This is a genomic window from Pseudomonas sp. NyZ480 (assembly GCF_029537255.1).
Classification (GTDB): Bacteria; Pseudomonadota; Gammaproteobacteria; order Pseudomonadales; family Pseudomonadaceae; genus Aquipseudomonas; species Aquipseudomonas taiwanensis.
Genome location: NZ_CP120626.1, coordinates 1,844,198 through 1,869,530, shown reverse-complemented (window position 1 = coordinate 1,869,530; position 25,333 = coordinate 1,844,198). Strand labels below are relative to the sequence as shown.

Genomic DNA, 25,333 nt, shown 5'->3' with positions numbered 1-25,333 from the left:
GATAGAATGCCGCGCCTCCAACGGAGTATGGATTGCGTGTCTGTCATCCATTCATGTTGTTGACAGATGAACGAGGAAGCTTGCGCCGTAGTTGCCAGTCGCCTTACACCGAACCCTGCACAGCACCGCGCCAGGATTATGAGACTTACACCCGTTTTATTGCTGTCATGCCTCACCCTGTTGCCGGCCCTTGGCCAGGCGGCAGGCAAGACCGTGTATGGTCTGAACGAATACGCCCGCCTGGGCGACCTCGACCTGGAAGTGGCCGCCAAGCTCGACACCGGCGCCAAGACCGCATCCTTGAGCGCGCGCGACATCAAGCGCTTCAAGCGAAATGGCGAAAGCTGGGTGCGTTTCTACCTGGCCATCGATGCCGCCCACTCGCACCCGATCGAGCGCCCCCTGGCCCGCGTCAGCAAGATCAAGCGCCGTGCCGGCGACTATGATGCAGACTCCGGCAAGGCCTACACGGCCCGCCCGGTCATCGAACTCGAAATCTGCATGGGCCAGACCCTTCGCACCATCGAAGTCAACCTCACCGACCGCAGCGCCTTCCAGTTCCCGCTGCTGATCGGCTCCGAGGCGCTCAAGCACTTCGACGCACTGGTCGACCCAAGCCTTAAATACGCGGCCGGCAAACCTGCCTGTGCCACCGAAGCTCCTAAAGCAGAGTAATCCCGATGCGCTCTCTTACCCTCCATTTGAAAGTCCTGATCACCGTGCTGGTGCTGCTGGGCGTGGCGGTCACGGCTTATCAGATCTTCTTCCTCGGCATACCGGTGACCGAGGACGAAACCGATGACCTCTGGAACATCGACGCCAAGGTCGAGTTCGTGGCCAGCGCCAAGGACCCGGTCAAGGTCCAGATGTTCGTGCCGCCGCTGAACCGCGACTACGTCAGCCTCAATGAAAGCTTCATTTCCAACAACTATGGGGTGAGCGTCAACCGGGCCGATGGCAACCGCAAGGTCACCTGGTCGGCCCGCCGCGCCAGTGGCAACCAGACGCTCTACTACCGCCTGGTGCTGACCAAGCGCTATAGCAAAGAGAAAACCACGGTAAAAGGCCCTACCTTCCGTGACAGCCTGGCCGTCGAGGGCCCTGAGAAGATCGCCGCCGAAGCCCTGATGGCGCCGATCCGCCAGCACTCGGCCGACGTCGAGACCTTCGTCAGCGAGACCATCAAACGGGTCAACAACCTCAACGACGACAACGTCAAGTTGCTGCTTGCCGGCGACACCTCGGCGATGAAGAAAGCCCAGGTCATCGACCTGCTGCTGTCGATCGCCCACGTGCCGATCGAAAAGGTCCACACCATCCGCCTGGTCGCCGATACCCCGCAAACTCCTGAGTTGTGGCTGCGCAGCTTCAACGGCACCGACTGGCTGTACTTCAATCCGGACACCGGTGAGCAGGGCCTGCCCAGCGACCGTCTGCTGTGGTGGACCGGCGATGACAACCTGATCACCGTCGATGGCGGCAAGAAAGCCAACGTCACCTTCAGCATGAACAACAGCGAGATGAACGCCATCCGCCTGGCCAAGCTGACCGACGAGAACACCGACGCCGACTTCCTCGAATACTCGCTCTACGGCCTGCCGCTGCAGACCCAGCAGACCTTCATGATCATGGTGATGATTCCGATCGGCGTGCTGGTGATCCTGGTGCTGCGCAACCTGATCGGCATCCAGACCCTGGGCACCTTCACCCCAGTGCTGATCGCCCTGGCCTTCCGGGAGACCCAGCTGGGCTTCGGTATCATCCTGTTCACGGTGATTACCGCCCTGGGCCTGTCGCTGCGCTCGTACCTCGAACACCTCAAGCTGCAGATGCTGCCGCGCCTGTCGGTGGTACTGACCTTCGTGGTGGTGCTGATTGCCGCCATCAGCCTGTTCAGCCACAAGCTGGGCCTGGAACGCGGCCTGTCGGTCGCCCTGTTCCCGATGGTGATCCTGACCATGACCATCGAGCGCCTGTCGATCACCTGGGAAGAGCGTGGCGGCGGCCATGCCATGAAAGTCGCCATCGGCACTCTGTTCGCGGCCTCGCTCGCGCACCTGCTGATGACCGTGCCTGAGTTGGTGTACTTCGTCTTCACCTTCCCGGCGGTACTGCTGATCCTGGTGGGCTTCATGCTGGCGATGGGTCGCTACCGCGGCTACCGCCTGACCGAGCTCGTGCGCTTCAAGGCTTTCCTGAAGAAGGCTGACGCCTGATGTTCGGCCTGATCAAGACCTGGAAAGCCCTGGAGGCCCGGGGCATCATGGGTATCAACCGGCGCAACGCGGACTACGTGTTGAAGTACAACAAGCGCCACCTGTACCCGATCGTCGACGACAAGATCATCACCAAGGAACGTGCCTTGGCCGCCGGCATCCATGTGCCGGAAATGTACGGCATCATCGAAACCGAAAAAGAAATCGAGAAGCTCGACCAGATCATCGGCGAGCGCAACGATTTCGTCATCAAGCCGGCGCAAGGCGCCGGCGGTGACGGCATCCTGGTGATTGCCGACCGTTTCGAGGACAACTACCGCACGGTCTCGGGCAAGATCATCAGCCATGAGGAAATCGAACACCAGATTTCCAGCATCCTGACCGGCCTGTACTCGCTAGGTGGCCACCGCGACCGCGCGCTGATCGAGTACCGGGTGACCCCGGACCAGATCTTCAAAAGCATCAGCTACGAAGGCGTGCCGGACATTCGCATCATCGTGTTGATGGGCTACCCGGTGATGGCCATGCTGCGCTTGCCGACCCGCCAGTCCGGCGGCAAGGCCAACCTGCACCAGGGCGCCATCGGTGTAGGCGTGGACCTGGCCACCGGCATGACCCTGCGCGGCACCTGGCTGAACCGGATCATCAGCAAGCACCCCGATACCACCAACGCGGTAGACGGCGTGCAGTTGCCGAACTGGGACGGTTTCATGAAGCTGGCCGCCAGTTGCTATGAACTGTGCGGCCTGGGCTACATCGGCGTAGACATGGTGCTGGACCAGGACAAGGGGCCGTTGATTCTCGAACTCAACGCCCGCCCTGGCCTGAACATCCAGATCGCCAACGACTGCGGCCTGACCCAGCGCACCCACGCCATCGAGGCGCACCTGGAAGCGCTGGCCAAGAATGGCGAAACCGAAGATGCCGAGCAGCGCGTGCGCGTTGCCCAAGGGCTGTTCGGGCACGTTCATCAGCGTTGACGGCACCAGCCAATCGCCGGCAAGCAGGCTCCCACAGCGCTCCGCGATCGTCGCGGTGCCTGTCGGAACCGGCTTGCCGGCGATGCGGCCGCGACACGCCACACAAATGCCGCACCAACGCTAGGCGCATACCCCACTCAGGTCTACAATCGCCCTCCTCGCTTTGTCATCGCCGTCCATCCTGATGCCGACCTGTACGCTACATCCCCTACCCTATCAGCCCGACCCCGCAGCCTATTTCGCACGTCTGCGACAGGCGCCCGGTGCCATCCTGCTCGATAGCGCCCGCCCCGGTGCCGAACGCGGTCGCTTCGACCTGATCAGTGCCTGGCCCATGCAGCACCTGCAAGCACACCCTGACGAGACGGGACGCGCCTTCCTGCAGCGCCTGCGTGCCGGACTGGCACGACTGGGCCGGGCCGAGTTGCCCGAAGGTGTCGAACTGCCGTTCGCCGGCGGCCTGATCGGTTACCTGAGCTACGACTTTGGCCGTCGCCTGGAGCACCTGCCCGCCAAGGCCCGCGACGACCTGGGCCTACCCGATGCCCAATTGGGCCTGTACGCCTGGGCACTGGTCACCGACCACCAGCTTGGCACCAGCCAACTGGTCCTGCACCCGAGCCTGGCGCCTGGCGAGCGGGACCGGCTGATGGACCTGTTCCAAGCCCCTGCCGGCATCGAGCACCCCGAATTCAAGCTGCTCGCCCCAATGGCCGGCGATCTGACCCCAGTGCAATACAAAGCTGCCTTCGACCAGGTCCAGCAGTACATTCAGGCTGGCGATTGCTATCAGATCAACCTGACCCAACGGTTCCGTGCACCCTGCCAGGGTGATCCATGGCGCGCCTATCAAGCCTTGCGCAAAGCCTGTCCAACGCCTTTCTCCGGTTTCCAGCAACTGGCCGACGGCAGCGCATTGCTCAGCTTCTCTCCGGAGCGCTTCATCCGGGTCAGCCAAGGACTGGTCGAAACGCGGCCAATCAAGGGCACCCGCCCGCGCTCTGCCGACCCGGCCGAAGATTTGCGCAACGCCGAAGAGCTGCGTCACAGCCCCAAGGACCGCTCGGAAAACCTCATGATCGTCGACCTGCTGCGCAATGACCTGGGCCGCACCTGCCAGATCGGCTCGGTAAACGTGCCCGAGCTGTTCAGCCTGGAGAGCTACCCCAACGTCCACCATCTGGTCAGCAGCATCACCGGCCGCCTGGCCGACGACAAAGATGCCCTGGACCTGATTGGCGACAGCTTCCCCGGCGGCTCGATCACCGGCGCACCGAAGATCCGCGCCATGCAGATCATCGACGAACTCGAACCCACCCGCCGCGCCCTGTATTGCGGCTCACTGCTGTATGTGGACGTGCGCGGCGAAATGGACAGCTCCATCGCCATTCGCAGCTTGCTGATCAAGGACGGCCAAGCCTGTTGCTGGGGCGGCGGCGCCGTCGTGGCGGATTCGAACTGGCAGTCGGAGTACGAAGAGTCGATCGCCAAGGTGCGGGTACTGATGCAGACCCTGCAAGGGATGTAATTGTGCGTGCGCTTTCGCCCATCAGCGACGTGACCAGGACGGCTGTCACGCAGGACGTCTGCCCCGCCGTTTTTTGTTACCATCACATCACTACGAGCGCACAGCGCCACAGCCAAGATGGAAACCGCCTGATGAGCCAACCCTTCGACGTCGCCGCCCTGGCCGCGACCTATGCCAACAAGTCCCCCCAGGACATCCTTAAGCTTGCCTTCGAACACTTTGGCGACGACTTGTGGATCTCCTTCAGCGGCGCCGAGGACGTGGTCCTGGTCGACATGGCCTGGAAGCTGAACAAGCAGGTCAAGGTGTTCAGCCTCGACACCGGCCGCTTGCACCCGGAAACCTATCGCTTCATCGACCAGGTACGTGAACAGTACAACCTGCCGATCGAGATTCTCAGCCCAGACCGCGCCAAACTGGATCCGTTCGTCAAGGAAAAAGGTCTGTTCAGCTTCTACAAGGACGGCCATGGCGAGTGCTGCGGCATCCGCAAGATCGAACCGCTGCGACGCAAGCTGACCACAGTGAGCGCCTGGGCCACCGGCCAGCGTCGCGACCAGAGCCCCGGCACCCGCAGCCAGGTGGCGGTAGTGGAAATCGACACGGCGTTCTCCACCCCCGAGCGCACCTTGTACAAGTTCAACCCGCTGGCACAGATGACCAGCGAGGAAGTCTGGGGCTACATCCGCATGCTGGAGCTGCCCTACAACAGCCTGCATGAGCGCGGCTTCATCAGCATCGGTTGCGAACCCTGCACCCGTCCAGTGCTGCCGAACCAGCACGAACGCGAAGGTCGCTGGTGGTGGGAAGAGTCGACCCAGAAGGAATGCGGGCTGCACGCTGGCAACCTGATCAGCAAGGCCTGAACCACAGGCAAAGAAAAACCGGCCCTTGAGCCGGTTTTTCATTGCCTGTCGCTATCAGTGCACGGGCAGCTCGACGCCGTCGAACAGCTCTTCGAGTTCCTGCTTGTTATGGCATTGAATGGCCTTGGCCATTACCTCGCGGGTCAGGTGTGGGGCGAACTTTTCGATAAAGTCGCACATGAAGCCACGCAGGAAGGTGCCACGACGGAAGCCAATCTTGGTGATGCTGGCCTCGAACAACTCGCTGGCATCCAGAGCCACCAGGTCACTGTCGAGCTTGCTGTCCACAGCCATCTTGGCCACGATACCCACGCCCAGCCCCAATCGTACATAGGTCTTGATCACATCGGCATCAGCGGCGGTGAACACCACCTTCGGCGTCAAGCCACGGTGATTGAACGCTTCGTCCAGCTTGGAGCGGCCGGTGAAACCAAATACGTAGGTGACGATCGGATACTCGGCAACGGCTTCCAGGGTCAGCTTCGGTAACTTGGCCAGCGGGTGGCCCTGCGGCACCACCACGCAACGGTTCCACTTGTAGCACGGCATCATGATCAGGTCGCCGAACAGCTCCAGGGCTTCGGTGGCGATGGCGAAGTCGACGGTGCCGTCGGCGGCCATCTCGGCAATCTGCATGGGCGAGCCCTGGTGCATGTGCAGGGAAACTTCCGGATACTGCTTGATGAAGCTGCTGATCACTGGCGGCAGCGCATAGCGTGCCTGAGTGTGAGTGGTAGCGATGGACAGCGTACCCTTCTTCTCGTTGGAGAATTCCTGGGCGATCTGCTTGATGCTCTCAACCTTGCGCAGGATTTCGCCTGCAGTGTTGATGATGCGCTCACCTGCGGGCGTAACGCGGGTCAGGTGCTTGCCGCTGCGGGCGAAGACTTCGACACCCAGCTCATCCTCGAGCAGGCGGATCTGCTTGCTGATCCCGGGCTGGGAGGTATACAGACTCTGTGCCGTCGCAGAGACGTTGAGGTCATGGTGCGCCACTTCCCAGATGTAGCGCAGTTGTTGAAGCTTCATAGGTTTCCCTCGGATCAGCGGTAAGTCACCGGCAGCAGGCAGCGACGAGATATAACTATATTAGTGGTTCTCGAAATAAATCTAGAACTATTTTGTTACACGCCTCAGGAAAGATTCCTACCGTCACGGTCACGATTTCCTACGCCCCAAATGCTGAGCCAGCGGCACCATGTACACCGGCACCGGCGACAACTGCAGCAAGCGAACCGCCGTGCGCCCGAGGGGCACATCGACACCTGCCCCCTGGCTGTGGCTACCGAAAATCAGCAGGTCGACCGCCAGGCGCTGCGCCTGGTCGAGTATCACTTGGGCCGGATCACCTTGGCGCACCCTGACGTTTTTGATCACCGCCAGGTCCGCCGCCTCCCCCAGTTCCTCGCGAAAATTCTCCAGCACCCGCTGCTCGATGTTGGCCATGACCGTATTGACGCCCTCGCTGTGCAGCTCATCCAGGGTCTGCTCGTCGAGGTAGCTTTGCAGAAGCGACTCGGCGAACTGCCCCATCGGCTCCACTGCATGGATCACGTACAGCTCCGCGTTGAAAGTTCGCGCCAGGGCCAGGGCATGCTGCATGACGAATGGCGCGTAAACACCGAGGTCGGTGGCATACAACATGGAACGAATCATTCGACCTCCTCGACTGCCGCTAAGGCAGAGCAAGCTACAGCTTAGCAGCGCCGGGCAGCCTCGCTTCGCCGCCCGGCGCACCGGGGCTGCACGCCTGGGCAGGCTCAGGTGCGGCGACTGTCGCGGTCGATGAATGCCAGGGCCTTATAAAGCATTTCCATGTTCGGCAGGCGGCAGCCGGCGGCATGCGCCTGGGCCAGCGGTTCGGCGTAGATGGCTTGCAGCTCCAGCGGGCGGTGCTGGGCAAAGTCGTGATACATGCTGGGCCAGTAATCAGGCATCTGCTCGGTCATGCGAAACAGCTGTTCTGCGTAACCTTCAGGCAAGGCATGCCCGCACGCTTTTGCGCCCAGGACGACTTCCGCCATCAGCGCCTGAATCAATGCCCGGCTGTCGGCGTCGGCCATCAGTGGCGTAGTGCTGGCCCGCAACAGCACCGACAGGCCGTTGTAGGGCACGTTCCACACCAGCTTCTGCCAACGCGCCTGGTCAAGGTTGCTCATGGCCTTGGAGTCGATTCCCGCTGTACGGAACAATCCGGCGCCCTCTTCGACGATCGCCTCGCCGCCGTCCGTGGCCGGCCCGCTGTGATAGCCCAGGTGGACCGCCCCCAGGGCTTGATGTCGGATCAGCCCCGGTGCCTGCCGGTTGACGCAGATGAAACACAAGCCACCCAGCAGGTGCAGGTCGTCGCGCAGAGCCGGGCGCAGCTGCGTTTCAACCCCAAGGCCATTCTGCAGCAACACCACGCGGGCGCCCGGCGCAGCTGCCTGCATGATCAGCGGTGCCAGCTCGAGATTGCTGGTTGCCTTGGCTCCCACCAGCAGCCAATCGCACTGCGGCATGTGCGCGACGTCAGCATAGGCCTGAACCTCCATCCGCACCTCACCGTGTACCGCACTGTCGAGCCTCAACCCCTGCTGACGCACCACGTCGTATTCACTGCGCAGCAAGAAGTGCACATCGAAGCCGGCGCGCAGCAGCATCAGCCCATAAAAGCCACCGATGGCGCCACTGCCGATGATGCCGATACGCGGTTTGCGAGAATGCATAGGGGGACTCCAGGTAAAGGACGGTGAGCATTTTTACACCGGTTTGTCGATGCGAAGCACCTGATTCACCATCAGGCGCCCAGGGCTTTGGGGAAAAACCCCGCAACGACGGGACTCAGCCCATTGTCGCGCCCCCCTTAACGCGCTAAGGTTCGGCTCCCCGCTGCGAATTTTCTTGCTGCTGGGCCGCACGGGGATTGCTGGCGGCCGGCACCCGTGACCTGACGAGTAACACGATGGCTGATTTACCGATCGATGACTTAAACGTTGCCTCCAACGAGACCTTGATCACCCCTGATCAGCTCAAGAAGGAAATCCCCCTCAGCGCCAAGGCCCTGCAGACCGTTACTGCCGGCCGCGAAGTGGTGCGCAATATCCTCGACGGCAAGGACCACCGCCTGTTCGTCGTGGTAGGCCCCTGCTCGATCCATGACATCAAGGCGGCTCATGAATATGCCGAGCGCCTGAAGGTCCTGGCCGAAGAGGTTTCCGACACGCTGTACCTGGTCATGCGCGTGTACTTCGAGAAGCCACGCACCACCGTCGGCTGGAAAGGCCTGATCAACGACCCGTACCTGGATGACTCGTTCAAGATCCAGGATGGCCTGCACATTGGTCGTCAGTTGCTGCTGGACCTGGCCGAAATGGGCCTGCCGACCGCCACCGAGGCGCTCGACCCGATTTCCCCGCAGTACCTGCAGGATCTGATCAGCTGGTCGGCCATCGGCGCCCGCACCACTGAGTCCCAGACCCACCGCGAAATGGCCTCGGGCCTCTCTTCGGCAGTGGGCTTCAAGAATGGCACCGATGGCGGCCTGACCGTGGCCATCAACGCCTTGCAGTCGGTCTCCAAGCCTCACCGCTTCCTCGGCATCAACCAGGAAGGTGGCGTATCCATCGTCACCACCAAGGGCAACCCTTACGGCCACGTGGTACTGCGCGGCGGCAACGGCAAGCCGAACTATGATTCGGTCAGCGTCGCCTTGTGCGAACAGGACCTGGCCAAGGCCAAGATCAAGGCCAACATCATGGTCGACTGCAGCCATGCCAACTCCAACAAGGACCCGGCCCTGCAGCCTCTGGTGATGGAAAACGTCGCCAACCAGATCCTCGAAGGCAACCAGTCGATCATCGGCCTGATGGTCGAGAGCCACCTGAACTGGGGCTGCCAGTCGATCCCGAAAGACCTGAGCGAATTGCAGTACGGCGTCTCAATCACCGATGCCTGCATCGACTGGAGTGCCACCGAGAAGACCCTGCGCAGCATGCGCGCCAAACTCAAGGATGTGCTGCCGCAGCGCAAACGCGGTTAAGCCACGCCCAATGAAAACGCCGGGCATCGCCCGGCGTTTTCGTATCTGGCGTCCAGCGCCGGTATCAGACTTTGCTCGAATGGCGCTGCTGGCGTTCCATGTAGCGCTCGACGTAAGAGCACGATGGGATCACCGTGTAACCCATCTGATCGGCGTACTCCAGGGCCTTCTCGGTCAGCGCTGCGGCAATACCGCGGCCGCGCAAGGCGTTCGGCACGAAGGTGCGATAAATGTCCAGCGTCTGCTTGCCCAGGTCCATGTACGTCAGATAGGCACGGTGACCGTCCACATTGGTCTCGAACTGATGACCGGCCTGGTCATGGTGGATAGTCAGCGCTTCACTCATCACTACTCCTCACAGGCCTTTATGGCAGGCCCTTACCTTAACCGATGATGGTTTATCCGGCGGAGGAACCTCTACGCCACCATTTGCCCCTTGGACCTCGAGGCGATTGCAATCGTTCGGTCGGCTGGGCACTCACAAATAGTAGGCGCCGCAGGCAGGATTGCTCAAGGTGGGAGCGATTAAAAAGCTCGGAACTCCACGGCAAACCACCCACCCTGGACTCCGGAACAGCAGCCGGATGCTCTTGGGCTTAAGACGTCAACCGACAGTTAAAGTCACCGTTAGTTCAACAAAAAAGTTCCCACGCTACAAACGCTTGCGTCACCTGTACGGTTTTTTCACAAATCCCCTACAAATCTTGTCGGCTACCCCTTCGCCAACATTTTTTTTGCAGTTCTTGCGCTTAGTCAGTTTACTTACTACAAGTAATGGGTACTATGTACGCCGGCCAGTTTCTCTTTTCCGAGAGATGGCTATTTAATAGAAAGTCCTTGAAGGGGAACACGATGAACAACGTTCTGAAATTCTCTGCTCTGGCTCTGGCCGCAGTTCTGGCTACCGGTTGCAGCAGCGTATCCAAAGAAACCGAAGCTCGTCTGACTGCGACTGAAGACGCAGCAGCTCGCGCTCAAGCTCGTGCTGACGAAGCCTACCGTAAGGCTGACGACGCACTGGCAGCCGCTCAGAAGGCTCAGCAGACCGCTGACGAAGCCAACGAGCGCGCTCTGCGTATGCTGGACAAAGCCAGCCGCAAGTAATAATCCTCACGGATTGTTGAGAAGCCGACCCACTTGTGGGTCGGCTTTTTTATTGCCTGTCGTTTTTACCTGCCTGTCTGCGGCAGAAACGAAAAGGCCTGCACTAAGGCAGGCCCTAAAGGCATCGCGAAACGGCTTTACTGCAGTTCAGCCGGGATGCTCGACACCATCGGTGCCGCACCCTGGTTGTTGACCGGCACTGCAATTTCAACCGGCATGCCATCTTCCGCGGCGACTACGTCACGCACCATGTCCCAGTTCATGCGCAGGTTGTTGGCCAGGTCTTCACGCTTGAGCAACGCGTTGATGACCGCGGTGTGCTTGTCGACCACCGATGGGTTGCCATGATCGTCCAACGGCGTGTGAGCCTCCAGATAGACCTTGCCACCACTGATACCGAACTTGTAAGGCTCGTTGATGATACGAACCGGCGTACCCACCGGCACCATCTTCGACAACTCCAACACGTTGTTGTTGAGCATGCGGAAGCAACCATGGCTGGTACGCATGCCAATACCGAACTTTTTGTTCGAACCGTGGATCAGGTAACCCGGCACGCCCAGGGTGAACTTGAACGGGCCCAGCGGATTGTCGGGTCCTGCTGGCACCACCGCAGGCAGGATGTCGCCATCGGCAGCGTGCTCGGCACGGATCGAAGCAGGTGGTGTCCAGGTCGGGTTGGGCGTCTTGGCGGTGATCTTGGTGTTGGCGATCGGCGACCCCCAACCTTCCCGGCCGATACCCAGTGGGAAGGTGTGCACGACGTTTTGCCCTTTCGGGAAGTAGTACATGCGGTATTCGGCAAGGTTGATGACGATCCCTTCACGCGGGCCTGGCGGCAGCACATAACGGGTCGGCAGGATGATTTCGGTACCGGCGCCCGGCAGCCACGGGTCGACACCCGGGTTGGCGGCGATCATTTCAAGGTAGCCGAGGTCGTTGGCCGTGCCGATGTCGGCAAAGGTGTCCTCGTACTTGGCCTTGATGACCTGCACTTGACCGACGACGTCTTCACCGGGTGGCGGCAAGGGCAGCTCCAGCGCGACGGCGGGCCCAGCTACCAGCAGGGCGGCCAGGGACAGGCTACGGGTGACGGCGGGAAAGCGCGGCAACATCCGGTAAATCCTTCGAAAGATGGGTCAAGACAGTCGATTGTACACCCGCCCTGTTGGGAACGGGAGGCATTGGCGAGCTGCATGCGTTTCAGATGATGAAAGGTGCTCAGAGTTCCGGCCACACGGGGCGCATCCCCCGCCGCTGGGCCTCGAGAATTGCCCGGCACAACGTGCACAGACGGTTGTCGCGATAGATCGAGCGCTGCACACCCGACCAGCGTGGTTGCGCCGGCAGCAAACCGCCACACAGCGTGCGATCCACGGGCACCCCCAGCTCGAGCTGACGGGCCACCAGATGAACGCGGATTTCCTGGCACGCGAACAGGTCGAGCTGTTCGTCGGGCTCGATCAGTTGGTAGGCATACAAGGACCAGGCAGGACGCGGCATTGGGGGCTCTCGAAACGGGGGGCGCAACATTAGCCGAAAGCCGCCCCCGTTAAAAGCATCACAGCAAGGGTTTTATCGCCGGCCAGGCATTTTCCAGCAAGCGTGTCTGGGCGCCCTGGGCCGGGTGGATGCCATCCGCCTGCATCATCTCCGGTACACCCCCCACACCTTCGAGGAAAAACGGCACCAGCGACACCTTCTTTTGCGCTGCCAATTGCTCGTATACCTGAGTGAAGGCCGTGGTATAGCGCACCCCGTAGTTGGGCGGTAACCGCATGCCCAGCAGGACGACCTTGGCGCCCGCGTCATGGGACTGGTCGATCATCGAGGCAAGATTTTGTTGCAATTGCTGCGGAGGCTGACCACGCAGCCCGTCGTTACCGCCCAACTCCAGTACCACCAGGGTCGGCTTATGCGCTGCAAGCAGCGCCGGCAGCCGCGCCTGGCCTCCGGCACTGGTATCGCCACTGATCGACGCGTTGACCACCTGATCGTTGAAACCCTCGCGTTTCAGGCGTTGCTGCAACAGGGAAACCCAACCTTGGCGGCTATCCAGCCCAAAACCGGCGCTGATACTATCGCCAACAACCAGCAGTGTTCCCGCTGCCGCGCTCTGGGCCAGGCAAAACAGCGCCAGACCGGCACTCAACCACCACACTCGCATTGGATTCTCCATGGGCCCCAGCATTCTCGTTGCGCAGAACCTTAGCAAAGTGGTCCCAAGCGCGGAAGGTGACCTGACCATCCTCCACGCCCTCTCCCTTGATCTCGCCCAGGGCGACAGCCTGGCCATCGTCGGTGCATCGGGCTCGGGCAAGTCGACCCTGCTCGGCCTGCTCGCCGGGCTGGACCGCCCCAGCGCCGGCAAGGTCATCCTCGCAGGCCAGGACCTGGGGCCACTGGACGAGGACCAGCGCGCACGGGTGCGTGCCGAGCATGTCGGCTTCGTGTTCCAGTCGTTCCAGTTGCTCGACAGCCTCAACGCCCTGGAAAACGTGATGCTGCCGCTGGAGCTCGACGGTCGTCGCGATGCCCGCGAACAAGCCCGCACCTTGCTCGAACGCGTCGGCCTGGGCAAGCGCCTGAGCCACACGCCTCGCCAACTGTCCGGTGGCGAGCAGCAACGGGTAGCCATCGCCCGGGCATTTGCCGCGCATCCGGCGGTACTGTTCGCCGATGAGCCGACCGGCAATCTGGACAGCCATACCGGCGAGCGCATCAGCGATCTTCTGTTCGAGCTTAACAAGGAACGCGGCACCACCCTGGTGCTGGTCACCCATGACGAGCGCCTGGCCCAGCGCTGCCGCCGCCAGATCCGCCTGGACGCTGGCCGCCTGGTGGCCGCTGCGGAGGTCTGATGACCCACATGCCCTTTTCCCGCCTGTGCGGCTTGGCCGTGCGCCAACTGCTGCGCGACGCCCGCGCCAGTGAAGTGCGCGTGCTGTTCTTCGCCCTGCTGGTCGCCGTGGCCGCCAGCACGGCCATTGGCTACTTCGGTGCCCGCCTCAACGGCGCCATGCTGTTGCGCGCCAGCGAGTTCCTGGGCGCAGACCTGGTGTTGCAGGGTAGCTCGCCCGCCCGCCAGGACCAGATAGACGCCGGGCGATCTCTGGGACTGAGCCATGCGCAGGTGGTCGAGTTCACCAGTGTGGTGGGCGGTGACGCCGGCATTCAGTTGTCCAGCATCAAGGCCACCGATAGCGCCTATCCGCTTCGAGGGCAGGTGCGCAGTGCCGCTGCGCCTTATGCGCAAGAAGCGCCTGGTGGCGGCCCTGCCCCCGGTGAAGCCTGGGTCGAGCCGCGTCTGCTGGCGGCACTTGGGCTGTCGATTGGGGACAGTATCGACGTGGGTATGAAACCCTTGCGCATGAGCCGCGTACTCACCTACGAGCCGGACCGCGCCAACAACTTCTACAGCCTGACACCCCGGGTGATGATGAACCTCGCGGACCTGCCCGCCACCGGGGTCATCCAACCCGGCAGCCGGGTGACCTACCGCGACCTGTGGCGCGGCGAAGGCCCGGCCCTGGCGCAGTATCGCCAGACCCTCGAAGGCGGGCTGGCGGCTAACCAGCGACTGCGCGATACCCGCGACGGCAACCAGCAGATCGGCGGCGCCCTGGGCAAGGCCGAACGTTACCTGAACATGGCCAGCCTGGTGGCGGTGCTGCTGGCTGGCGTGGCGGTGGCCTTGTCGGCCAGCCGTTACGCGGCACGACGCCTGGACGCCAGCGCGCTGCTGCGCTGCCTGGGGCTCTCCCGCCGGCAGGCCCTGGGACTGTATTGCGTGCAACTGGCCCTGCTCGGCCTTGCCGCAGCCCTGGCTGGCGCCCTGCTCGGCTGGCTGGCGCAGCTAGGCCTGTTCCGCCTGCTCGAAGGTCTGTTACCGAGCGTTGTACCACCCGGTGGATTGACGCCAGCGCTAGCGGGAATCGGCACCGGCTTGGTGGCCCTGGCCGGCTTCGCCCTGCCCCCGATCGCCGCTCTCGGCCAAGTGCCACCTTTGCGGGTGTTGCGTCGTGACCTGCTGCCCGTGCCACCGAGCAGCTGGCTGGTCTACGGGGCGGCCTTGCTCGCACTGGGTCTGATCATGTGGCGCCTGAGCCTCGACCTGCTGCTGACGTTCGCCCTGCTGGGCGGTGGCCTGCTTGCCGCACTGGTGCTCGGCGGTTTGCTCTTGCTGGGCTTGCGCAGCCTCAGGCGGCTGCTGGCCGGTGCCCCCCTGACCTGGCGCCTGGGGCTGGGCCAACTGCTGCGCCACCCCATGGCCGCCGCCGGCCAGGCCCTGGCGTTCGGCCTGATTCTGCTGGCCATGGCTTTGGTCGCACTGTTGCGCGCCGAACTGCTCGACACCTGGCAAGCGCAATTGCCCAAGGACGCGCCCAACCATTTCGCCCTGAATATCCTGCCGGACGATCGCGAACCGTTCGCCGAACGTCTGCGTCAGGTCAACGCCAGCACAGCGCCGCTCTACCCGGTCACGCCGGGGCGGCTGATCCGGATCAACGACCAACCCGTGCAGCAGGTCGTCAGCAAGGACTCGGCGGGCGAGCGCGCGGTACAACGCGACCTTAGCCTGACCTGGGCCGCCGAACTGCCCGAGGGCAATACGCTGACCGCCGGCAACTGGTGGCAGGTTCCGCCGCCCGTCGACCAGATTCCTGGTGTTTCTGTCGAAGCCGAACTGGCCAGCAGCCTCAAGCTGCACATGGGCGACCTGTTGACCTTCGACATCGGCGGCCAGCAGCGCCAGGCCCGGGTCACTAGCCTGCGCAGCGTGCACTGGGACAGCTTCCAGCCGAACTTCTACATGATCTTTCAGCCTGGCACGTTGCAAGGGCTACCGACCACCTACCTGACCAGCTTCTACCTGGGGCCTGGCCACGACCTTGAAGTAGTGGCACTGTCACGGGCATTTCCAGCGGTGACCATTCTCCAGGTCGATGCCTTGCTTGAGCAGCTACGCAGTATCCTTGCCCAAGTCACCCTGGCAGTCGAGTACGTCCTGTCGTTCGTGCTGGCGGCGGGCCTGGCAGTGCTGTTCGCCGGGCTGCAGGCGACCCTGGACGAGCGCATCCGCCAGGGTGCATTGCTCCGTGCACTGGGTGCGCCGCGACCGCTGCTGGTCAAGGCCCGGCGCATCGAGTTCGGCTTGCTGGGCGCTGTCAGTGGCACGCTCGCGGCGTTGGGGTGCGAGCTGATCACGCTGGTGCTGTATCGCTATGCCTTCGACTTGCAATGGAGCCCGCACCCCTGGCTGCTGGTGCTACCGCTGGCCGGCGCGCTGCTGGTGGGTGGCGCGGGCGTGTTGGGCACGCGACGGGCATTGAACGCCAGCCCGCTGGCCGTCCTCAGAGAAAGTTGAAACCCCGGATGCCCACGGCAAGGTCCGCTGCTGGCCATAGCGGACCCACGTCAGGGGGTGGAATAGGTAATCTTGGTGATGTACCAGACAGCTTCGCCAGCCGGCGTCGCGACGACCACCTCGTCGCCCTCGGACTTCTTCAGCAGTGCCCTGGCCATCGGCGAGTCGATGGAGATGTAATCCTTGCGATCATAGATTTCATCGTAGCCGACGATACGGAATGCCTTGGTGTCGCCCTCGACGTCCTCCACTTCGACCCAGGCTCCGAAGAATACCCGCCCTTCCTGCTCTGGCGAGTAATCCACCACCTTTACATCTTCAAGGCGCTTGCGCAGGTAGCGTACGCGGCGGTCGATTTCCCGAAGCAGCTTCTTGTTGTACTGGTAATCGGCATTCTCGCTCCTGTCACCCAGCGACGCTGCCCATGCCACTTTCTGGGTAATTTCCGGCCGATACACTCGCCACAAATGGTCGAGTTCACCTTTCAAGGACTCGAACCCATGGCGGGTGATGATGTTTGTTGGCAACTCTGACCCCCGACAACGTCTGATCAACGAACAGTCCGGGGCCAAGCATACAACAATCCATCAGTGCCTGAACCGCTGTCAGCGGCGGGTGATCAGGCCCTGGCGCGCAATGCGGGTGAGGTGGCCGATGACCTGGCCGGCATCCTGGGCTGTGGGTGCCTGGATCACGGCAAGGTCGAAGCGGTCGTTGCCGTACTGTTCGAGGTCGAAGCAGGATTCGGCGAACTGGATGAGAAACGCACGGGCCTGGCCTTTACGGCGCGACAAGCCTTCGAGATGACGCAAAAGCGTGGGCTGATGCTGGCCGCCGAGCAGGATGCGCGGGGTACGGGACGCCTGGTTGGCAGGCAGTGGGGTCAAGCAGACACTGGTACGTGGACAACTCATGGAGCATCTCTCCGCCTCGCGAATCCCGCTGGGCAGCGGTGGGAGGCGTCACCGAACCAGCGCTTTAGCGGTATTTCGGATGACCCGGAGGGGGCTTATCCCGCGCCCCGCAAGTAGCTGTTTAAATCGGCGCAGGCGGTATCCTAGAGCGAGAAGCGGCAAGCTGCAAGTAGACCTTCATCGCAGCTTGCCGCAGACCGATTTCAGCGGGCGATCAAACGGTCCAGCGAGAAGCGACCCGCGCCCTCGATGAGCACCGCCACGGTACCGGCCAGCAGCGCCAGGGCGAACTCGTAGCCGTTGTTGGACATGAACAAGCCGTTGCCGATGTGCACCGAGAAGATCGCCACGATCAGGGTCACGGTCAGTGCCAGTGCAGCAGGACGGGCCAACAAGCCGATCACCAATGCCAGGCCGCCGAAGAACTCTGCGCTCCCCGAGAGCAGGGCCATCAGGTAGCCAGGTGCCAGACCGATGCTTTCCATCCATTGGCCAGTGCCTTCCAGGCCGTAGCCGCCAAACAGGCCGAACAGTTTCTGCGCGCCGTGGGCCATGAAGATGATGCCGACCAGAATGCGAATGACGCTAAGACCTGCGCCGGCACGGGTGGAGAACAGGGCGTTGAGAGTGGTGGTGTTCATTTCGAGACTTCCTTGAGTAAGCGGTGTGTGTTGGGATGGGCGCCATCTTAATCAAATTAACGGATAGTAAAATCGCAAAATAACGCTAACCACTATCGATATATTCGATACTTTAACGCTTGGCCACTCGCTCCAACACCGCACGCTCGCGATTGAACGCCAGGAAGTATTTATTGACGCTGTTGACGAAGTTGACCGGCCCCATCCCCACCTGCTCCATGGCGATGCGCTCGGTTTGGAAGAACCATTGGTTACCGTTGAGGCCTCGGCGCCGAGCCTCGGCACGCATGGCTTGGACGCGCTCTGGCCCGAGGTTGTAGGCTGCCAGTACGAAGGCCATGCGTTCACGCTCGTTGATCTGCGCACTGGCGAAAAACTTGCGGCGAATCATCGCCAGGTAGCGGGCACTGGCCTGGACGTTGCCATCGACGGTCGCGGTATTGCTCACCCCCACCCGCTGCGCCGCCGAGGGTGTGATCTGCATCAGCCCGTGGGCCCCTCCACTGCCACGGGCACTTGGGTTCAGAGTGGACTCCTTGAACGCCAGCGCGGCCAGGTTCAACCAGTCGATCTGCTGGGCCTGGCCGTGCTTCTGCAACACCGGGCGCAGCGAGGCCAACCGCTGGCGGTCCTTCTTGGCCAACGGGTCGCGCACACGGTACTGGCGTCGATAGATGCGTTCGAATGCCGCATCCTGGTTGTCCGGTGCACGGTAGACCTGCAGGAAACGGTCGACGGTGGCCAACAGCTGCGGTGCATCGCGCCGGACATACCACCGTATGGCCTGCGGCCTGCCCACTTGCACCCGGGTGTCGAGACGAAGCCGCGGCATCACCTTGGCCCAGCGCTGCGCAATGGGCCGCTCGACCAGGGTCAGGTGGTAGATGCCGGCCTGGACCATCTCCAGCACGTCTTCGATCGCCAGGGTCGCATCGACCCACTCCACCTTGATCGGCGGCCGCTTGCGCAACGCCAACTGCTGGTTGAGCTGTTCGATCACCGGGCCGGCGGCGCTGGCACTGGTCAATGCCACGGTGCGACCCGACAGTTGCTCGACCCGGCTGAAGCTGCGTTCGCCCTTGCGCCCCACCAGCACCAGCGGCACCAGGTCCAGCACCGGAGCGCTGGTGTCGACGCCGCGCACCATGGAGGGGTCGAGCAACTCGCCCGGCGCGGCCAGGTCTCCTTCGCCACGCTGCAGTGCACCCAGCAATTGCTCCTTGGCCCTGGGGATCAGCTTGAGCTGAATCTGCTGGCCGTCACCCGCGCGGGCGTTGAGGTAATGCTCGAGCGCACGCAGGCGATAATACTCCAGGCCAACCGGCTCGCCCTTGACCTCGCCCGAGCTGTTGCGACTCTGGTTGACCAAGACCCGCAACACTTTACTGGCGCGGACGTGTTCCAGATCACGGACATTGGCAGGCGGCACGCTCTGCTGAGGGCCAGGCAGACGCGGCTGGGCCTGGCCGGTCGTGAGCAGCCCAAGCGTCAGCAGCAAGATGAGCAGGTATCGCAGCATGCTAGAACGTGTCCGAGGTCGGGAGGCGGCATCCATGTGGCACAGGCAGCTCGTAATAAACGGCGGCAGAAGACCACGGCAACAGCCTGAAGTTCTTGGCTTTTTTCCGAATATCGCGCTTTTTGCTATGCTGGCCGCCCCGCGGCACGAGGTAGCACCATGCAACTGATCGATATCGGCGTCAACCTGACCAACAGCAGCTTTCATGATCAACAGGCGGCCATTGTCGAACGCGCCATCGAGGCCGGTGTGGCGCAGATGGTCCTGACGGGCACCAGCCTGGAAATCAGCGAACAGGCCCTGGCCCTGTGTCAGCAGCTCGATGCAGACGCCCGCCACCTGTTCGCCACCGCCGGTGTGCACCCCCATGACGCCACATCCTGGGATGCCGACAGCGAACGCCAGTTGCGCCAACTGCTGAACGAACCAAGGGTGCGTGCAGTCGGCGAATGCGGGCTGGATTTCAACCGCGACTTCTCCCCTCGCCCGCTGCAGGAAAAAGCCCTGGAAGCCCAGCTGGCGCTCGCCGCCGAATTGCGCCTGCCGGTGTTCCTGCACGAGCGCGACGCCAGCGAACGCCTGCTGGCGGTGCTCAAGGACTTCCGCGACCACCTGCCTGCCGCTGTGGTGCACTGCTTCACAGGCGAGCGCGCGGCGCTGTTCAGCTACCTGGACCTCGACCTGCATATCGGAATGACCGGCTGGATCTGCGATGAACGCCGGGGAACCCACCTGCACCCTCTGGTTGGGAACATCCCCGAAGGCCGGCTGATGCTGGAGAGCGATGCGCCCTATCTGCTGCCGCGCAGCCTACGGCCAAAACCGAAGAATGGACGCAACGAGCCAGCGTTCCTGCCCGAAGTATTGCGCGAGGTGGCCTTGCATCGTGGCGAATCGCTGGAGCACACCGCCGCCCACACCACGGCAACGGCACGGGCCTTCTTCGGGCTCCGTTGACGCATATCAACACAGGCGCTGGCTTGCCCGGGCACAATGATGGCACCTTGCCAACAATGTTCCCGCTCAACTCAGAGAAGACCTGCCCATGGGTGCCTGGATTAGCAATGTTTCCCTGAAGTACAAGTTCTGGGCCGTCAACGCGGTGGCCTTCGTCACGACCCTGCTACTGGTGCTGTACGCCGTGCACCTGGAGCAACGCGCCCGGGCGGAAGCCGCGCACGGCCAGGCATCCGCCCAGGCAGCGCTACTGGCTGCCTGGCCAACCGGGCAAGCCCTGCCCGTGCAGGCCAATGTCATCACCTGGCAGTCCGGGCAAACTCCAACCTATGCCGGCGAACCCGTGGAAGGCCTGCGCGATGCCCAGGGCTGGGTCGAGTTACCCGCCGCCTGGATCCTCGGCGACAACCCGCTACGTGGCGCCCAAGTACTGCGCCATGGCAACCAGCAGGTTGCGGTGCTGGCCGCTTCGCCGAGCCTGCGCCAGGTGTTCCTTGACCGTTTCACCAACTATGCAGTGTGCGTGCTGATCCTGATGCTGGCGATGCTCTGCGCGTCGCAACTGTTGATTCGCTTCCTGCTGAGCCAACTCAACACCCTCAAGGACGTCATGCTGCACGTGGAGAAAACCGGCGACTTGTCGGCGCGGGTCCCCTTGGCCTGTGGCGATGAAGTCGGCCAGATGGCCGGTGCCTTCAATGCCATGCAGTCGACCTATCACCGCGTGGTCAGCACCGTGGCACGTACCGCCGCGCAACTGGACTCCGGCGCTGCGCGCCTGGCAGCGAGCATGAACGAGGTGCGCCACGGCATGCTTGGCCAACAGAGCGAAACCGACCAGGCCGCCACGGCCATCAACGAGATGTCGGCCACCGTGCATCACATCGCCCAGCACGCCGGCGCCACCCGCGACCTTTCGCAGACCGCTGATACCTTGGCCGGGAGCGGCAAGGATGTCGTCAACCGGGTTCAGGATTCGATCTCCGGGCTGTCCAGCGGCGTGCAACAAACCGCCGAAATGATCCGCCAGCTCGCTGATGACAGCCAGAAGATCAACGGTGTGGTCAGCGTCATTCACAGCATTGCCGAACAGACCAACCTGCTGGCACTCAACGCCGCTATCGAGGCCGCCCGCGCCGGCGACCTGGGCCGCGGTTTCGCCGTGGTCGCCGACGAGGTGCGCAACCTGGCCAAGCGCGTACAAACCTCCACCGACGAAATCACCACCATGGTCGCGGCGCTGCAGTCCGGCACCCGCGATGCCGTCGAGTTCATGCAAGAGAGCTCGTACAAGGCTGACGACTGCGTCAAGCAAGCGCAGGAAGCCGGCATCGCCCTGGCAGAGATCACTGACGCCGTGGCGCAGATGCGCGAGAGCAATACCCAGATCGCCGTGGCCGCGGAGCAGCAAAGCCAAGTCGCCGAAGAGATGAATCGCGCGGTGGTGAGCATTCGCGACGTGACCGAAGAAACCGTGCAGCAGACCGTCGGCTCGGCCACCACCAGCAGCGAACTGGCGACCTTGGCCGGGGAACTGAACAAGGCTATTGGCCAACTCAAGCTATAGTCACCATAGCCAGCGTCGATTGGCTGCCGATCCTCGGCGGCACTAAGCTTTGGGCATGACCGAGAGGAAATGCCCATGAGCAAACGTCTGCCCAATCTGCCCGCCTGGCAATGGCGCGGCTACCATCACAACCACCGCCACCCCACCAACCTGGTGCTCCACCTGATCGCGGTGCCGCTGTTCATCCTGGGCGCGCTACTGGTGCTGTCGGGTATCGTCGCGCTGGACTTGGGCCAGATCGCAGTCGGTGTCATCGCCCTGATCGCAGGCCTTGGCATGCAGCGCCAAGGCCATCGCCTGGAAGCCGAGCAACCGGAACCCTTCGCCAACCGCAAGGATGCCGTAAAACGCCTGCTGACCGAGCAGTTCATCACCTTTCCGCGGTTCGTGCTCAGCGGCGCCTGGTGGCGTGCCTGGCGAGAGCGACACAAACATCGGCGTTGAAGCTCCTCCCTCCTGTGAGCGTCCTGCTTCGCACCCGCTAGGCGAATACCGTGACCGTTTGCCGGCTCAGCGCCAGCAACTCACCGTCGGCCGTCCACAGGGCTGCCGCCGCGTGTCCGTAGCCATCGCGGGCATGTTCGGTTTCGACGCAATAGCGGCACCAGTCCAAGGTCGACAGTTTCGGCGTCGGCTGGATGAACTCGATGGTCCAGGTCAGGGTACTGCCCGCCGCCGGCTGTTTCAGGAAGGGCATCAGGCTGGGCGGCCAGGCATCGACCAGGGCGAGCAGGTGAGCTACGTTGACCTGCGCCTGTGCAACATCGCGCAGTCGCACCCAGCCCCCCATCTGCCGTGATGCATTGCCGCTGAACGGTAGACCACCGATCGCCCAGCGCAGGGCCACATGGCGCATGAACTCCGGGGTGACTCCTTTGATATAGGGAAGCTCCGGGGCAGACGCTTCGAGCGCCTTCATGGGGATCGCAGGCTGTGCTGGCACGTCGACCACCGAAGGCCGCCCCGCACCAAAATTGCCTTGGATCAGGGTGACGACCTGACCACCTTGCACGGCTCGGCCCAGCAGCGTGCTAACCGCCTTGCCCTCGCGCAGCACCTCGGCCTCGAAGCGTATCGGTACATCGGGGGCAGCCGGGGCAACGAAGCTGATGGCCAGCGAACGCACCGGCCGATCGTCAGGCAGTTTCAAGCTCATGGCCTTGTAGACCATGGCCGCCATGAGGCCACCGAACACAGCGCGGCCCTGGGCCCACTCAGGTGGGATGCTGATGGGTTCGGATTGCGCTCCTACAGCATTGAGCAATTGATCGAAGTTCACGGGGCAAGGCTCCTCGGGCAGGCATATGAGGCCATACTAAAGGCCCTGCCACGAGCCATCAGCCCGCATTTCGGTCATTTGCAGGGCTATCTGTGCTCAAGCGCCGCCTGCAGGGCATCCAAGGTGACATCGGACTGACGCTCGGCCTCATGCAACTCCTGCTCCCAGTCCGCACCGCAGGAGGCTAGGTCCGCCTGCTCGCGAGCCTGTATCAGCCATTGCAGCCGATCATGCCAGTCGCCCAGGTCACCCTGCGCACGCTTGAGCAGACGCCGCAGTTTCTTCCCCGTATGCCCCAGTTGCGGATAGGCTTCATCACCATAACGGGCTCGCTTGATCAGCAAACGCAAGCGATGCCGGTCATGGGCAGGGTCGGCCAGCGCCTTGCGCAATTTGCGCCATTGCTTGTCCAGACGCTTGTCGATGCGCCTGTCGAGCGACTTGGTCAGCCCCTCACGATCAGCCGCACGCAGGAACAAGGGAAACGCATCGAGAATGGCCAGCACCCGGCCTAGTTGCGCGCTGTTCGCCACGCTGGCGAAGGTATTGCCCCGCCCTTCCAGACGCCGCTTCCCCGCCTGGACGATGCCACGGCGAACCAGCTCTGCACCCAGCACCTCACGGTCTCGCAATGGCGTGGTCAGGCTACCCAACGCCCTGGCGGCATCTTCCAGTTGCTCCACCCCAGGCAACCCGCGCAACGGCCGCAACAGGCTACGCAAGCGCCGTAGGCTGGTGCGCAGATCATGCAGCGCCTCGCTGTCGGTATCGGCAGCCAGACGCTCGCGACTCGCCAACAGTCGCACCTGCAGGTTCAGGATCTGGGCAACGACATGATCGAGCATGGTGGTGGACATATGACGCTCCCCGGTCAGCGCCCGGCGCGGGACTCACGGATATAGAAGCGTGCCTTCTCGGCTTTGCGGGTACACCCTTCGAAGCCTTCGAACTGTTGCTGGGTCTTGGCCCCGGTCAACAGCGACAGTGCCTTGGAGTAACTGACGGTACCGGCAAAGCCTTCGGCCTTGGCCAGGTCGAGCTCCTTCCAGGCGGCATCCAACTGGGTCGCACAGCTGTCACGGTAGGCCGTCTTGCCCGCACAGCCAGCAAGGGCCAGGGCAATCAGAGGAAGGCAGATCCAGGCTTTCATCAGTGTTACCTCAAAAGAAAATAAGTGTGGCTGTTCGACGCACGGTCCGCTGAAAAGTGCCCTGCTCGATATGCCTTGCTTAGAGTAGTCCAGCGCGGTCTACATTGAAGCACAGGCATCAAAGCGTGCATTGTTGGACAATGGTTGCACAAGCCGGGGAACGATCATGAACAAACGTGTAGCGCTGGTGTTGGGATCGGGTGGGGCTCGGGGCTACGCCCACATTGGCGTGATCGAGGAAATCGAACGGCGCGGTTATGATATCGCCTGCATTGCCGGTTGCTCCATGGGCGCGGTGATTGGTGGCATCTACGCCGCCGGCAAGCTCGACGACTACCGCAACTGGATCGAAAGCCTCGATTACCTGGATGTGCTGCGCCTGGTGGATGTCAGCTTCCGCCTTGGCGCCATTCGCGGCGACAAGGTGTTTGGCCAGATTCGCAAGATCGTCGGCGAAATCAACATCGAACAGTTGCGCATACCCTACACGGCGGTGGCCACCGACCTCACCAACCAGCAGGAAATCTGGTTCCAGGAGGGCTGCCTGCACCAGGCCATGCGTGCTTCGGCGGCCATTCCGAGCCTGTTCACGCCCGTGATGCAGGGCAATCGCATGCTGGTCGACGGCGGCATCCTCAACCCGCTGCCAATCGTGCCGGTGGTATCCAGCCACTGCGATCTGATCATCGCGGTCAATCTCAACGCCACCAACCAGAAACAGTATCAGTTGCCTGTCATCGAGCGCCCGGCAGCCTTCAAGATGCGCTTCGACGCGCTGCTGACCTCGCTGGGGTCGCGCTTGCCGTTCCGGCGCAAGCCCGCAGAAGAGTTGATACGTATCGAACAGGAGATCGTCGCCGAGGGGCTCGCGCCCCCCAACCCCTGGCTCGCCGACGTCGCCGACCCCGAAGCTCAGCAGCCTGCGGCAGCTCCGGAGCGCGAAGGTGCCCCCAAGTCAGCCACCGGCTCGTTCATCATCGACAACGTCGGTCCGGCGTCACTGCTGGACCTGATCAACCAGAGCTTCGAAGTGATGCAAACCTCGCTGGCGCAGTACAAGATCGCAGGGTACCCGCCGGATGTGCTGATCAACGTGCCCAAACGTGTATGCCGGTTCTTTGAGTTCTACAAGGCGCCTGAGCTGATCGCACTGGGGCGTGAGATTGCCCGGGATACCCTCGATAACTACGAGGGTGAGAAGCGTTAGACCTCCGCCCCCTTAC

General features: G+C 62.6%; 27 protein-coding genes. 13 read left to right on the top strand and 14 right to left on the bottom strand.

Features of this window, described 5'->3' with window-relative positions:
* Positions 1-138: 138 nt before the first annotated feature.
* The 5 genes from P3R38_RS08460 to P3R38_RS08440 all read left to right on the top strand — a co-directional run bounded on the left by P3R38_RS08460 (position 139) and on the right by P3R38_RS08440 (position 5,590).
* Entirely contained in the window at positions 139-675 is a 537-nt protein-coding gene (locus tag P3R38_RS08460) for an ATP-dependent zinc protease (RefSeq protein ID WP_027907724.1), read from the top strand.
* A 5-nt stretch (positions 676-680) separates the two neighbouring features.
* Positions 681-2,216, top strand: a complete 1,536-nt coding sequence (locus P3R38_RS08455) for an inactive transglutaminase family protein (RefSeq protein WP_023379676.1) — start codon at positions 681-683, stop codon at positions 2,214-2,216.
* Positions 2,216-3,196 (top strand): alpha-L-glutamate ligase-like protein, encoded by a 981-nt coding sequence (locus tag P3R38_RS08450; RefSeq protein ID WP_023379675.1) that lies wholly within the window; start codon positions 2,216-2,218, stop codon positions 3,194-3,196. The genes P3R38_RS08455 and P3R38_RS08450 overlap by 1 nt, the downstream gene beginning before the upstream one ends.
* 184 nt (positions 3,197-3,380) lie before the next feature.
* Positions 3,381-4,724 (top strand): aminodeoxychorismate synthase component I, encoded by a 1,344-nt coding sequence (gene pabB, locus P3R38_RS08445; RefSeq protein ID WP_023379673.1) that lies wholly within the window; start codon positions 3,381-3,383, stop codon positions 4,722-4,724.
* A 131-nt stretch (positions 4,725-4,855) separates the two neighbouring features.
* On the top strand, positions 4,856-5,590 hold the full coding sequence (locus tag P3R38_RS08440; RefSeq protein ID WP_023379671.1) for a phosphoadenylyl-sulfate reductase: 735 nt from the start codon (positions 4,856-4,858) through the stop codon (positions 5,588-5,590).
* A gap of 54 nt (positions 5,591-5,644) precedes the next feature.
* Here P3R38_RS08440 and cysB read toward each other — a convergent pair whose 3' ends face one another.
* The 3 genes from cysB to P3R38_RS08425 all read right to left on the bottom strand — a co-directional run bounded on the left by cysB (position 5,645) and on the right by P3R38_RS08425 (position 8,298).
* On the bottom strand, positions 5,645-6,619 hold the full coding sequence (gene cysB / locus P3R38_RS08435; protein ID WP_023379669.1) for an HTH-type transcriptional regulator CysB: 975 nt from the start codon (positions 6,617-6,619) through the stop codon (positions 5,645-5,647).
* A gap of 129 nt (positions 6,620-6,748) precedes the next feature.
* A complete protein-coding gene (locus P3R38_RS08430; RefSeq protein ID WP_023379668.1) occupies positions 6,749-7,246 on the bottom strand; it encodes a universal stress protein in 498 nt (165 codons plus the stop codon).
* 104 nt (positions 7,247-7,350) lie between these two features.
* Positions 7,351-8,298, bottom strand: coding sequence for a putative 2-dehydropantoate 2-reductase (locus P3R38_RS08425; RefSeq protein WP_023379666.1), 948 nt, complete (start codon positions 8,296-8,298; stop codon positions 7,351-7,353).
* 236 nt (positions 8,299-8,534) lie between these two features.
* Between P3R38_RS08425 and P3R38_RS08420 the strand changes: the two genes are divergently transcribed.
* Positions 8,535-9,611, top strand: coding sequence for a 3-deoxy-7-phosphoheptulonate synthase (locus P3R38_RS08420; RefSeq protein ID WP_023379664.1), 1,077 nt, complete (start codon positions 8,535-8,537; stop codon positions 9,609-9,611).
* 64 nt (positions 9,612-9,675) lie between these two features.
* Here P3R38_RS08420 and P3R38_RS08415 read toward each other — a convergent pair whose 3' ends face one another.
* A complete protein-coding gene (locus P3R38_RS08415; RefSeq protein WP_023379662.1) occupies positions 9,676-9,957 on the bottom strand; it encodes a GNAT family N-acetyltransferase in 282 nt (93 codons plus the stop codon).
* Positions 9,958-10,463: 506 nt separating this feature from the next.
* On the opposite strand from P3R38_RS08415, the gene oprI reads away from it, so the two are divergent.
* The gene (gene oprI, locus P3R38_RS08410) at positions 10,464-10,715 is read left to right on the top strand and encodes an outer membrane lipoprotei OprI (RefSeq protein WP_003259780.1); all 252 of its coding nucleotides are present in this window, start codon (positions 10,464-10,466) and stop codon (positions 10,713-10,715) included.
* 137 nt (positions 10,716-10,852) lie between these two features.
* On the opposite strand, the gene P3R38_RS08405 is transcribed toward oprI, so the two are convergent.
* From P3R38_RS08405 to P3R38_RS08395, 3 genes are all read right to left on the bottom strand, one after another.
* On the bottom strand, positions 10,853-11,830 hold the full coding sequence (locus P3R38_RS08405) for a L,D-transpeptidase family protein (RefSeq protein ID WP_277686991.1): 978 nt from the start codon (positions 11,828-11,830) through the stop codon (positions 10,853-10,855).
* Between the two features lie 106 nt (positions 11,831-11,936).
* The gene (locus P3R38_RS08400) at positions 11,937-12,218 is read right to left on the bottom strand and encodes a hypothetical protein (protein WP_023379658.1); all 282 of its coding nucleotides are present in this window, start codon (positions 12,216-12,218) and stop codon (positions 11,937-11,939) included.
* Between the two features lie 58 nt (positions 12,219-12,276).
* On the bottom strand, positions 12,277-12,882 hold the full coding sequence (locus tag P3R38_RS08395) for an arylesterase (RefSeq protein ID WP_023379656.1): 606 nt from the start codon (positions 12,880-12,882) through the stop codon (positions 12,277-12,279).
* Positions 12,883-12,892: 10 nt separating this feature from the next.
* Here P3R38_RS08395 and P3R38_RS08390 point away from each other — a divergent pair, with 10 nt between their 5' ends.
* Positions 12,893-13,576, top strand: coding sequence for an ABC transporter ATP-binding protein (locus tag P3R38_RS08390; protein ID WP_023379655.1), 684 nt, complete (start codon positions 12,893-12,895; stop codon positions 13,574-13,576).
* On the top strand, positions 13,576-16,083 hold the full coding sequence (locus tag P3R38_RS08385; protein ID WP_027907722.1) for an FtsX-like permease family protein: 2,508 nt from the start codon (positions 13,576-13,578) through the stop codon (positions 16,081-16,083). The genes P3R38_RS08390 and P3R38_RS08385 overlap by 1 nt, the downstream gene beginning before the upstream one ends.
* Positions 16,084-16,133: 50 nt before the next feature.
* Here the strand turns inward: P3R38_RS08385 and greB are convergent, their stop codons facing one another.
* The 4 genes from greB to P3R38_RS08365 form a co-directional block, all read right to left on the bottom strand.
* Positions 16,134-16,610: a transcription elongation factor GreB gene (gene greB / locus P3R38_RS08380; protein ID WP_023379651.1), complete on the bottom strand. Its 477-nt coding sequence runs from the start codon at positions 16,608-16,610 to the stop codon at positions 16,134-16,136.
* A 78-nt stretch (positions 16,611-16,688) separates the two neighbouring features.
* A complete protein-coding gene (locus P3R38_RS08375; RefSeq protein ID WP_023379649.1) occupies positions 16,689-16,997 on the bottom strand; it encodes a hypothetical protein in 309 nt (102 codons plus the stop codon).
* 203 nt (positions 16,998-17,200) lie between these two features.
* Positions 17,201-17,638: a DoxX family protein gene (locus tag P3R38_RS08370; RefSeq protein ID WP_023379647.1), complete on the bottom strand. Its 438-nt coding sequence runs from the start codon at positions 17,636-17,638 to the stop codon at positions 17,201-17,203.
* A 112-nt stretch (positions 17,639-17,750) separates the two neighbouring features.
* Positions 17,751-19,157, bottom strand: a complete 1,407-nt coding sequence (locus P3R38_RS08365) for a transglycosylase SLT domain-containing protein (RefSeq protein WP_277686990.1) — start codon at positions 19,155-19,157, stop codon at positions 17,751-17,753.
* A gap of 159 nt (positions 19,158-19,316) precedes the next feature.
* On the opposite strand from P3R38_RS08365, the gene P3R38_RS08360 reads away from it, so the two are divergent.
* From P3R38_RS08360 to P3R38_RS08350, 3 genes are all read left to right on the top strand, one after another.
* Complete coding sequence (locus P3R38_RS08360) at positions 19,317-20,114, top strand: TatD family hydrolase (RefSeq protein ID WP_023379645.1); 798 nt, start codon at positions 19,317-19,319, stop codon at positions 20,112-20,114.
* An 88-nt stretch (positions 20,115-20,202) separates the two neighbouring features.
* Entirely contained in the window at positions 20,203-21,681 is a 1,479-nt protein-coding gene (locus P3R38_RS08355) for a methyl-accepting chemotaxis protein (RefSeq protein ID WP_104881978.1), read from the top strand.
* Positions 21,682-21,756: 75 nt separating this feature from the next.
* Entirely contained in the window at positions 21,757-22,125 is a 369-nt protein-coding gene (locus P3R38_RS08350; protein ID WP_023379643.1) for an Mpo1-like protein, read from the top strand.
* Between the two features lie 37 nt (positions 22,126-22,162).
* Here the strand turns inward: P3R38_RS08350 and P3R38_RS08345 are convergent, their stop codons facing one another.
* From P3R38_RS08345 to P3R38_RS08335, 3 genes are all read right to left on the bottom strand, one after another.
* A complete protein-coding gene (locus P3R38_RS08345) occupies positions 22,163-22,960 on the bottom strand; it encodes a thioesterase family protein (RefSeq protein WP_027906796.1) in 798 nt (265 codons plus the stop codon).
* 86 nt (positions 22,961-23,046) lie between these two features.
* Positions 23,047-23,817 carry a CHAD domain-containing protein gene (locus P3R38_RS08340; RefSeq protein WP_256584449.1) on the bottom strand — a complete coding sequence of 257 codons (771 nt, stop codon included), beginning with the start codon at positions 23,815-23,817 and terminating at the stop codon, positions 23,047-23,049.
* Positions 23,818-23,831: 14 nt separating this feature from the next.
* On the bottom strand, positions 23,832-24,110 hold the full coding sequence (locus P3R38_RS08335; RefSeq protein WP_023379639.1) for a hypothetical protein: 279 nt from the start codon (positions 24,108-24,110) through the stop codon (positions 23,832-23,834).
* A gap of 166 nt (positions 24,111-24,276) precedes the next feature.
* On the opposite strand from P3R38_RS08335, the gene P3R38_RS08330 reads away from it, so the two are divergent.
* Positions 24,277-25,317 carry a patatin-like phospholipase family protein gene (locus tag P3R38_RS08330; protein WP_023379638.1) on the top strand — a complete coding sequence of 347 codons (1,041 nt, stop codon included), beginning with the start codon at positions 24,277-24,279 and terminating at the stop codon, positions 25,315-25,317.
* Positions 25,318-25,333 lie beyond the last annotated feature (16 nt).

What these genes read in the sequence shown, in the direction of transcription:
- P3R38_RS08375 (WP_023379649.1), bottom strand. Translation starts at nt 16,997, where the DNA reads ATGAGTTGTCCACGTACCAGTGTCTGCTTGACCCCACTGCCTGCCAAC.
- P3R38_RS08430 (WP_023379668.1), bottom strand. Translation starts at nt 7,246, where the DNA reads ATGATTCGTTCCATGTTGTATGCCACCGACCTCGGTGTTTACGCGCCA.
- P3R38_RS08440 (WP_023379671.1), top strand. Translation starts at nt 4,856, where the DNA reads ATGAGCCAACCCTTCGACGTCGCCGCCCTGGCCGCGACCTATGCCAAC.
- P3R38_RS08395 (WP_023379656.1), bottom strand. Translation starts at nt 12,882, where the DNA reads ATGCGAGTGTGGTGGTTGAGTGCCGGTCTGGCGCTGTTTTGCCTGGCC.
- P3R38_RS08415 (WP_023379662.1), bottom strand. Translation starts at nt 9,957, where the DNA reads ATGAGTGAAGCGCTGACTATCCACCATGACCAGGCCGGTCATCAGTTC.
- P3R38_RS08370 (WP_023379647.1), bottom strand. Translation starts at nt 17,638, where the DNA reads ATGAACACCACCACTCTCAACGCCCTGTTCTCCACCCGTGCCGGCGCA.
- pabB (WP_023379673.1), top strand. Translation starts at nt 3,381, where the DNA reads ATGCCGACCTGTACGCTACATCCCCTACCCTATCAGCCCGACCCCGCA.
- P3R38_RS08385 (WP_027907722.1), top strand. Translation starts at nt 13,576, where the DNA reads ATGACCCACATGCCCTTTTCCCGCCTGTGCGGCTTGGCCGTGCGCCAA.
- P3R38_RS08365 (WP_277686990.1), bottom strand. Translation starts at nt 19,157, where the DNA reads ATGCTGCGATACCTGCTCATCTTGCTGCTGACGCTTGGGCTGCTCACG.
- oprI (WP_003259780.1), top strand. Translation starts at nt 10,464, where the DNA reads ATGAACAACGTTCTGAAATTCTCTGCTCTGGCTCTGGCCGCAGTTCTG.
- P3R38_RS08450 (WP_023379675.1), top strand. Translation starts at nt 2,216, where the DNA reads ATGTTCGGCCTGATCAAGACCTGGAAAGCCCTGGAGGCCCGGGGCATC.
- P3R38_RS08390 (WP_023379655.1), top strand. Translation starts at nt 12,893, where the DNA reads ATGGGCCCCAGCATTCTCGTTGCGCAGAACCTTAGCAAAGTGGTCCCA.
- P3R38_RS08360 (WP_023379645.1), top strand. Translation starts at nt 19,317, where the DNA reads ATGCAACTGATCGATATCGGCGTCAACCTGACCAACAGCAGCTTTCAT.
- cysB (WP_023379669.1), bottom strand. Translation starts at nt 6,619, where the DNA reads ATGAAGCTTCAACAACTGCGCTACATCTGGGAAGTGGCGCACCATGAC.
- P3R38_RS08460 (WP_027907724.1), top strand. Translation starts at nt 139, where the DNA reads ATGAGACTTACACCCGTTTTATTGCTGTCATGCCTCACCCTGTTGCCG.
- P3R38_RS08405 (WP_277686991.1), bottom strand. Translation starts at nt 11,830, where the DNA reads ATGTTGCCGCGCTTTCCCGCCGTCACCCGTAGCCTGTCCCTGGCCGCC.
- P3R38_RS08335 (WP_023379639.1), bottom strand. Translation starts at nt 24,110, where the DNA reads ATGAAAGCCTGGATCTGCCTTCCTCTGATTGCCCTGGCCCTTGCTGGC.
- P3R38_RS08400 (WP_023379658.1), bottom strand. Translation starts at nt 12,218, where the DNA reads ATGCCGCGTCCTGCCTGGTCCTTGTATGCCTACCAACTGATCGAGCCC.
- P3R38_RS08425 (WP_023379666.1), bottom strand. Translation starts at nt 8,298, where the DNA reads ATGCATTCTCGCAAACCGCGTATCGGCATCATCGGCAGTGGCGCCATC.
- P3R38_RS08355 (WP_104881978.1), top strand. Translation starts at nt 20,203, where the DNA reads ATGGGTGCCTGGATTAGCAATGTTTCCCTGAAGTACAAGTTCTGGGCC.
- P3R38_RS08340 (WP_256584449.1), bottom strand. Translation starts at nt 23,817, where the DNA reads ATGTCCACCACCATGCTCGATCATGTCGTTGCCCAGATCCTGAACCTG.
- P3R38_RS08350 (WP_023379643.1), top strand. Translation starts at nt 21,757, where the DNA reads ATGAGCAAACGTCTGCCCAATCTGCCCGCCTGGCAATGGCGCGGCTAC.
- P3R38_RS08455 (WP_023379676.1), top strand. Translation starts at nt 681, where the DNA reads ATGCGCTCTCTTACCCTCCATTTGAAAGTCCTGATCACCGTGCTGGTG.
- P3R38_RS08420 (WP_023379664.1), top strand. Translation starts at nt 8,535, where the DNA reads ATGGCTGATTTACCGATCGATGACTTAAACGTTGCCTCCAACGAGACC.
- P3R38_RS08330 (WP_023379638.1), top strand. Translation starts at nt 24,277, where the DNA reads ATGAACAAACGTGTAGCGCTGGTGTTGGGATCGGGTGGGGCTCGGGGC.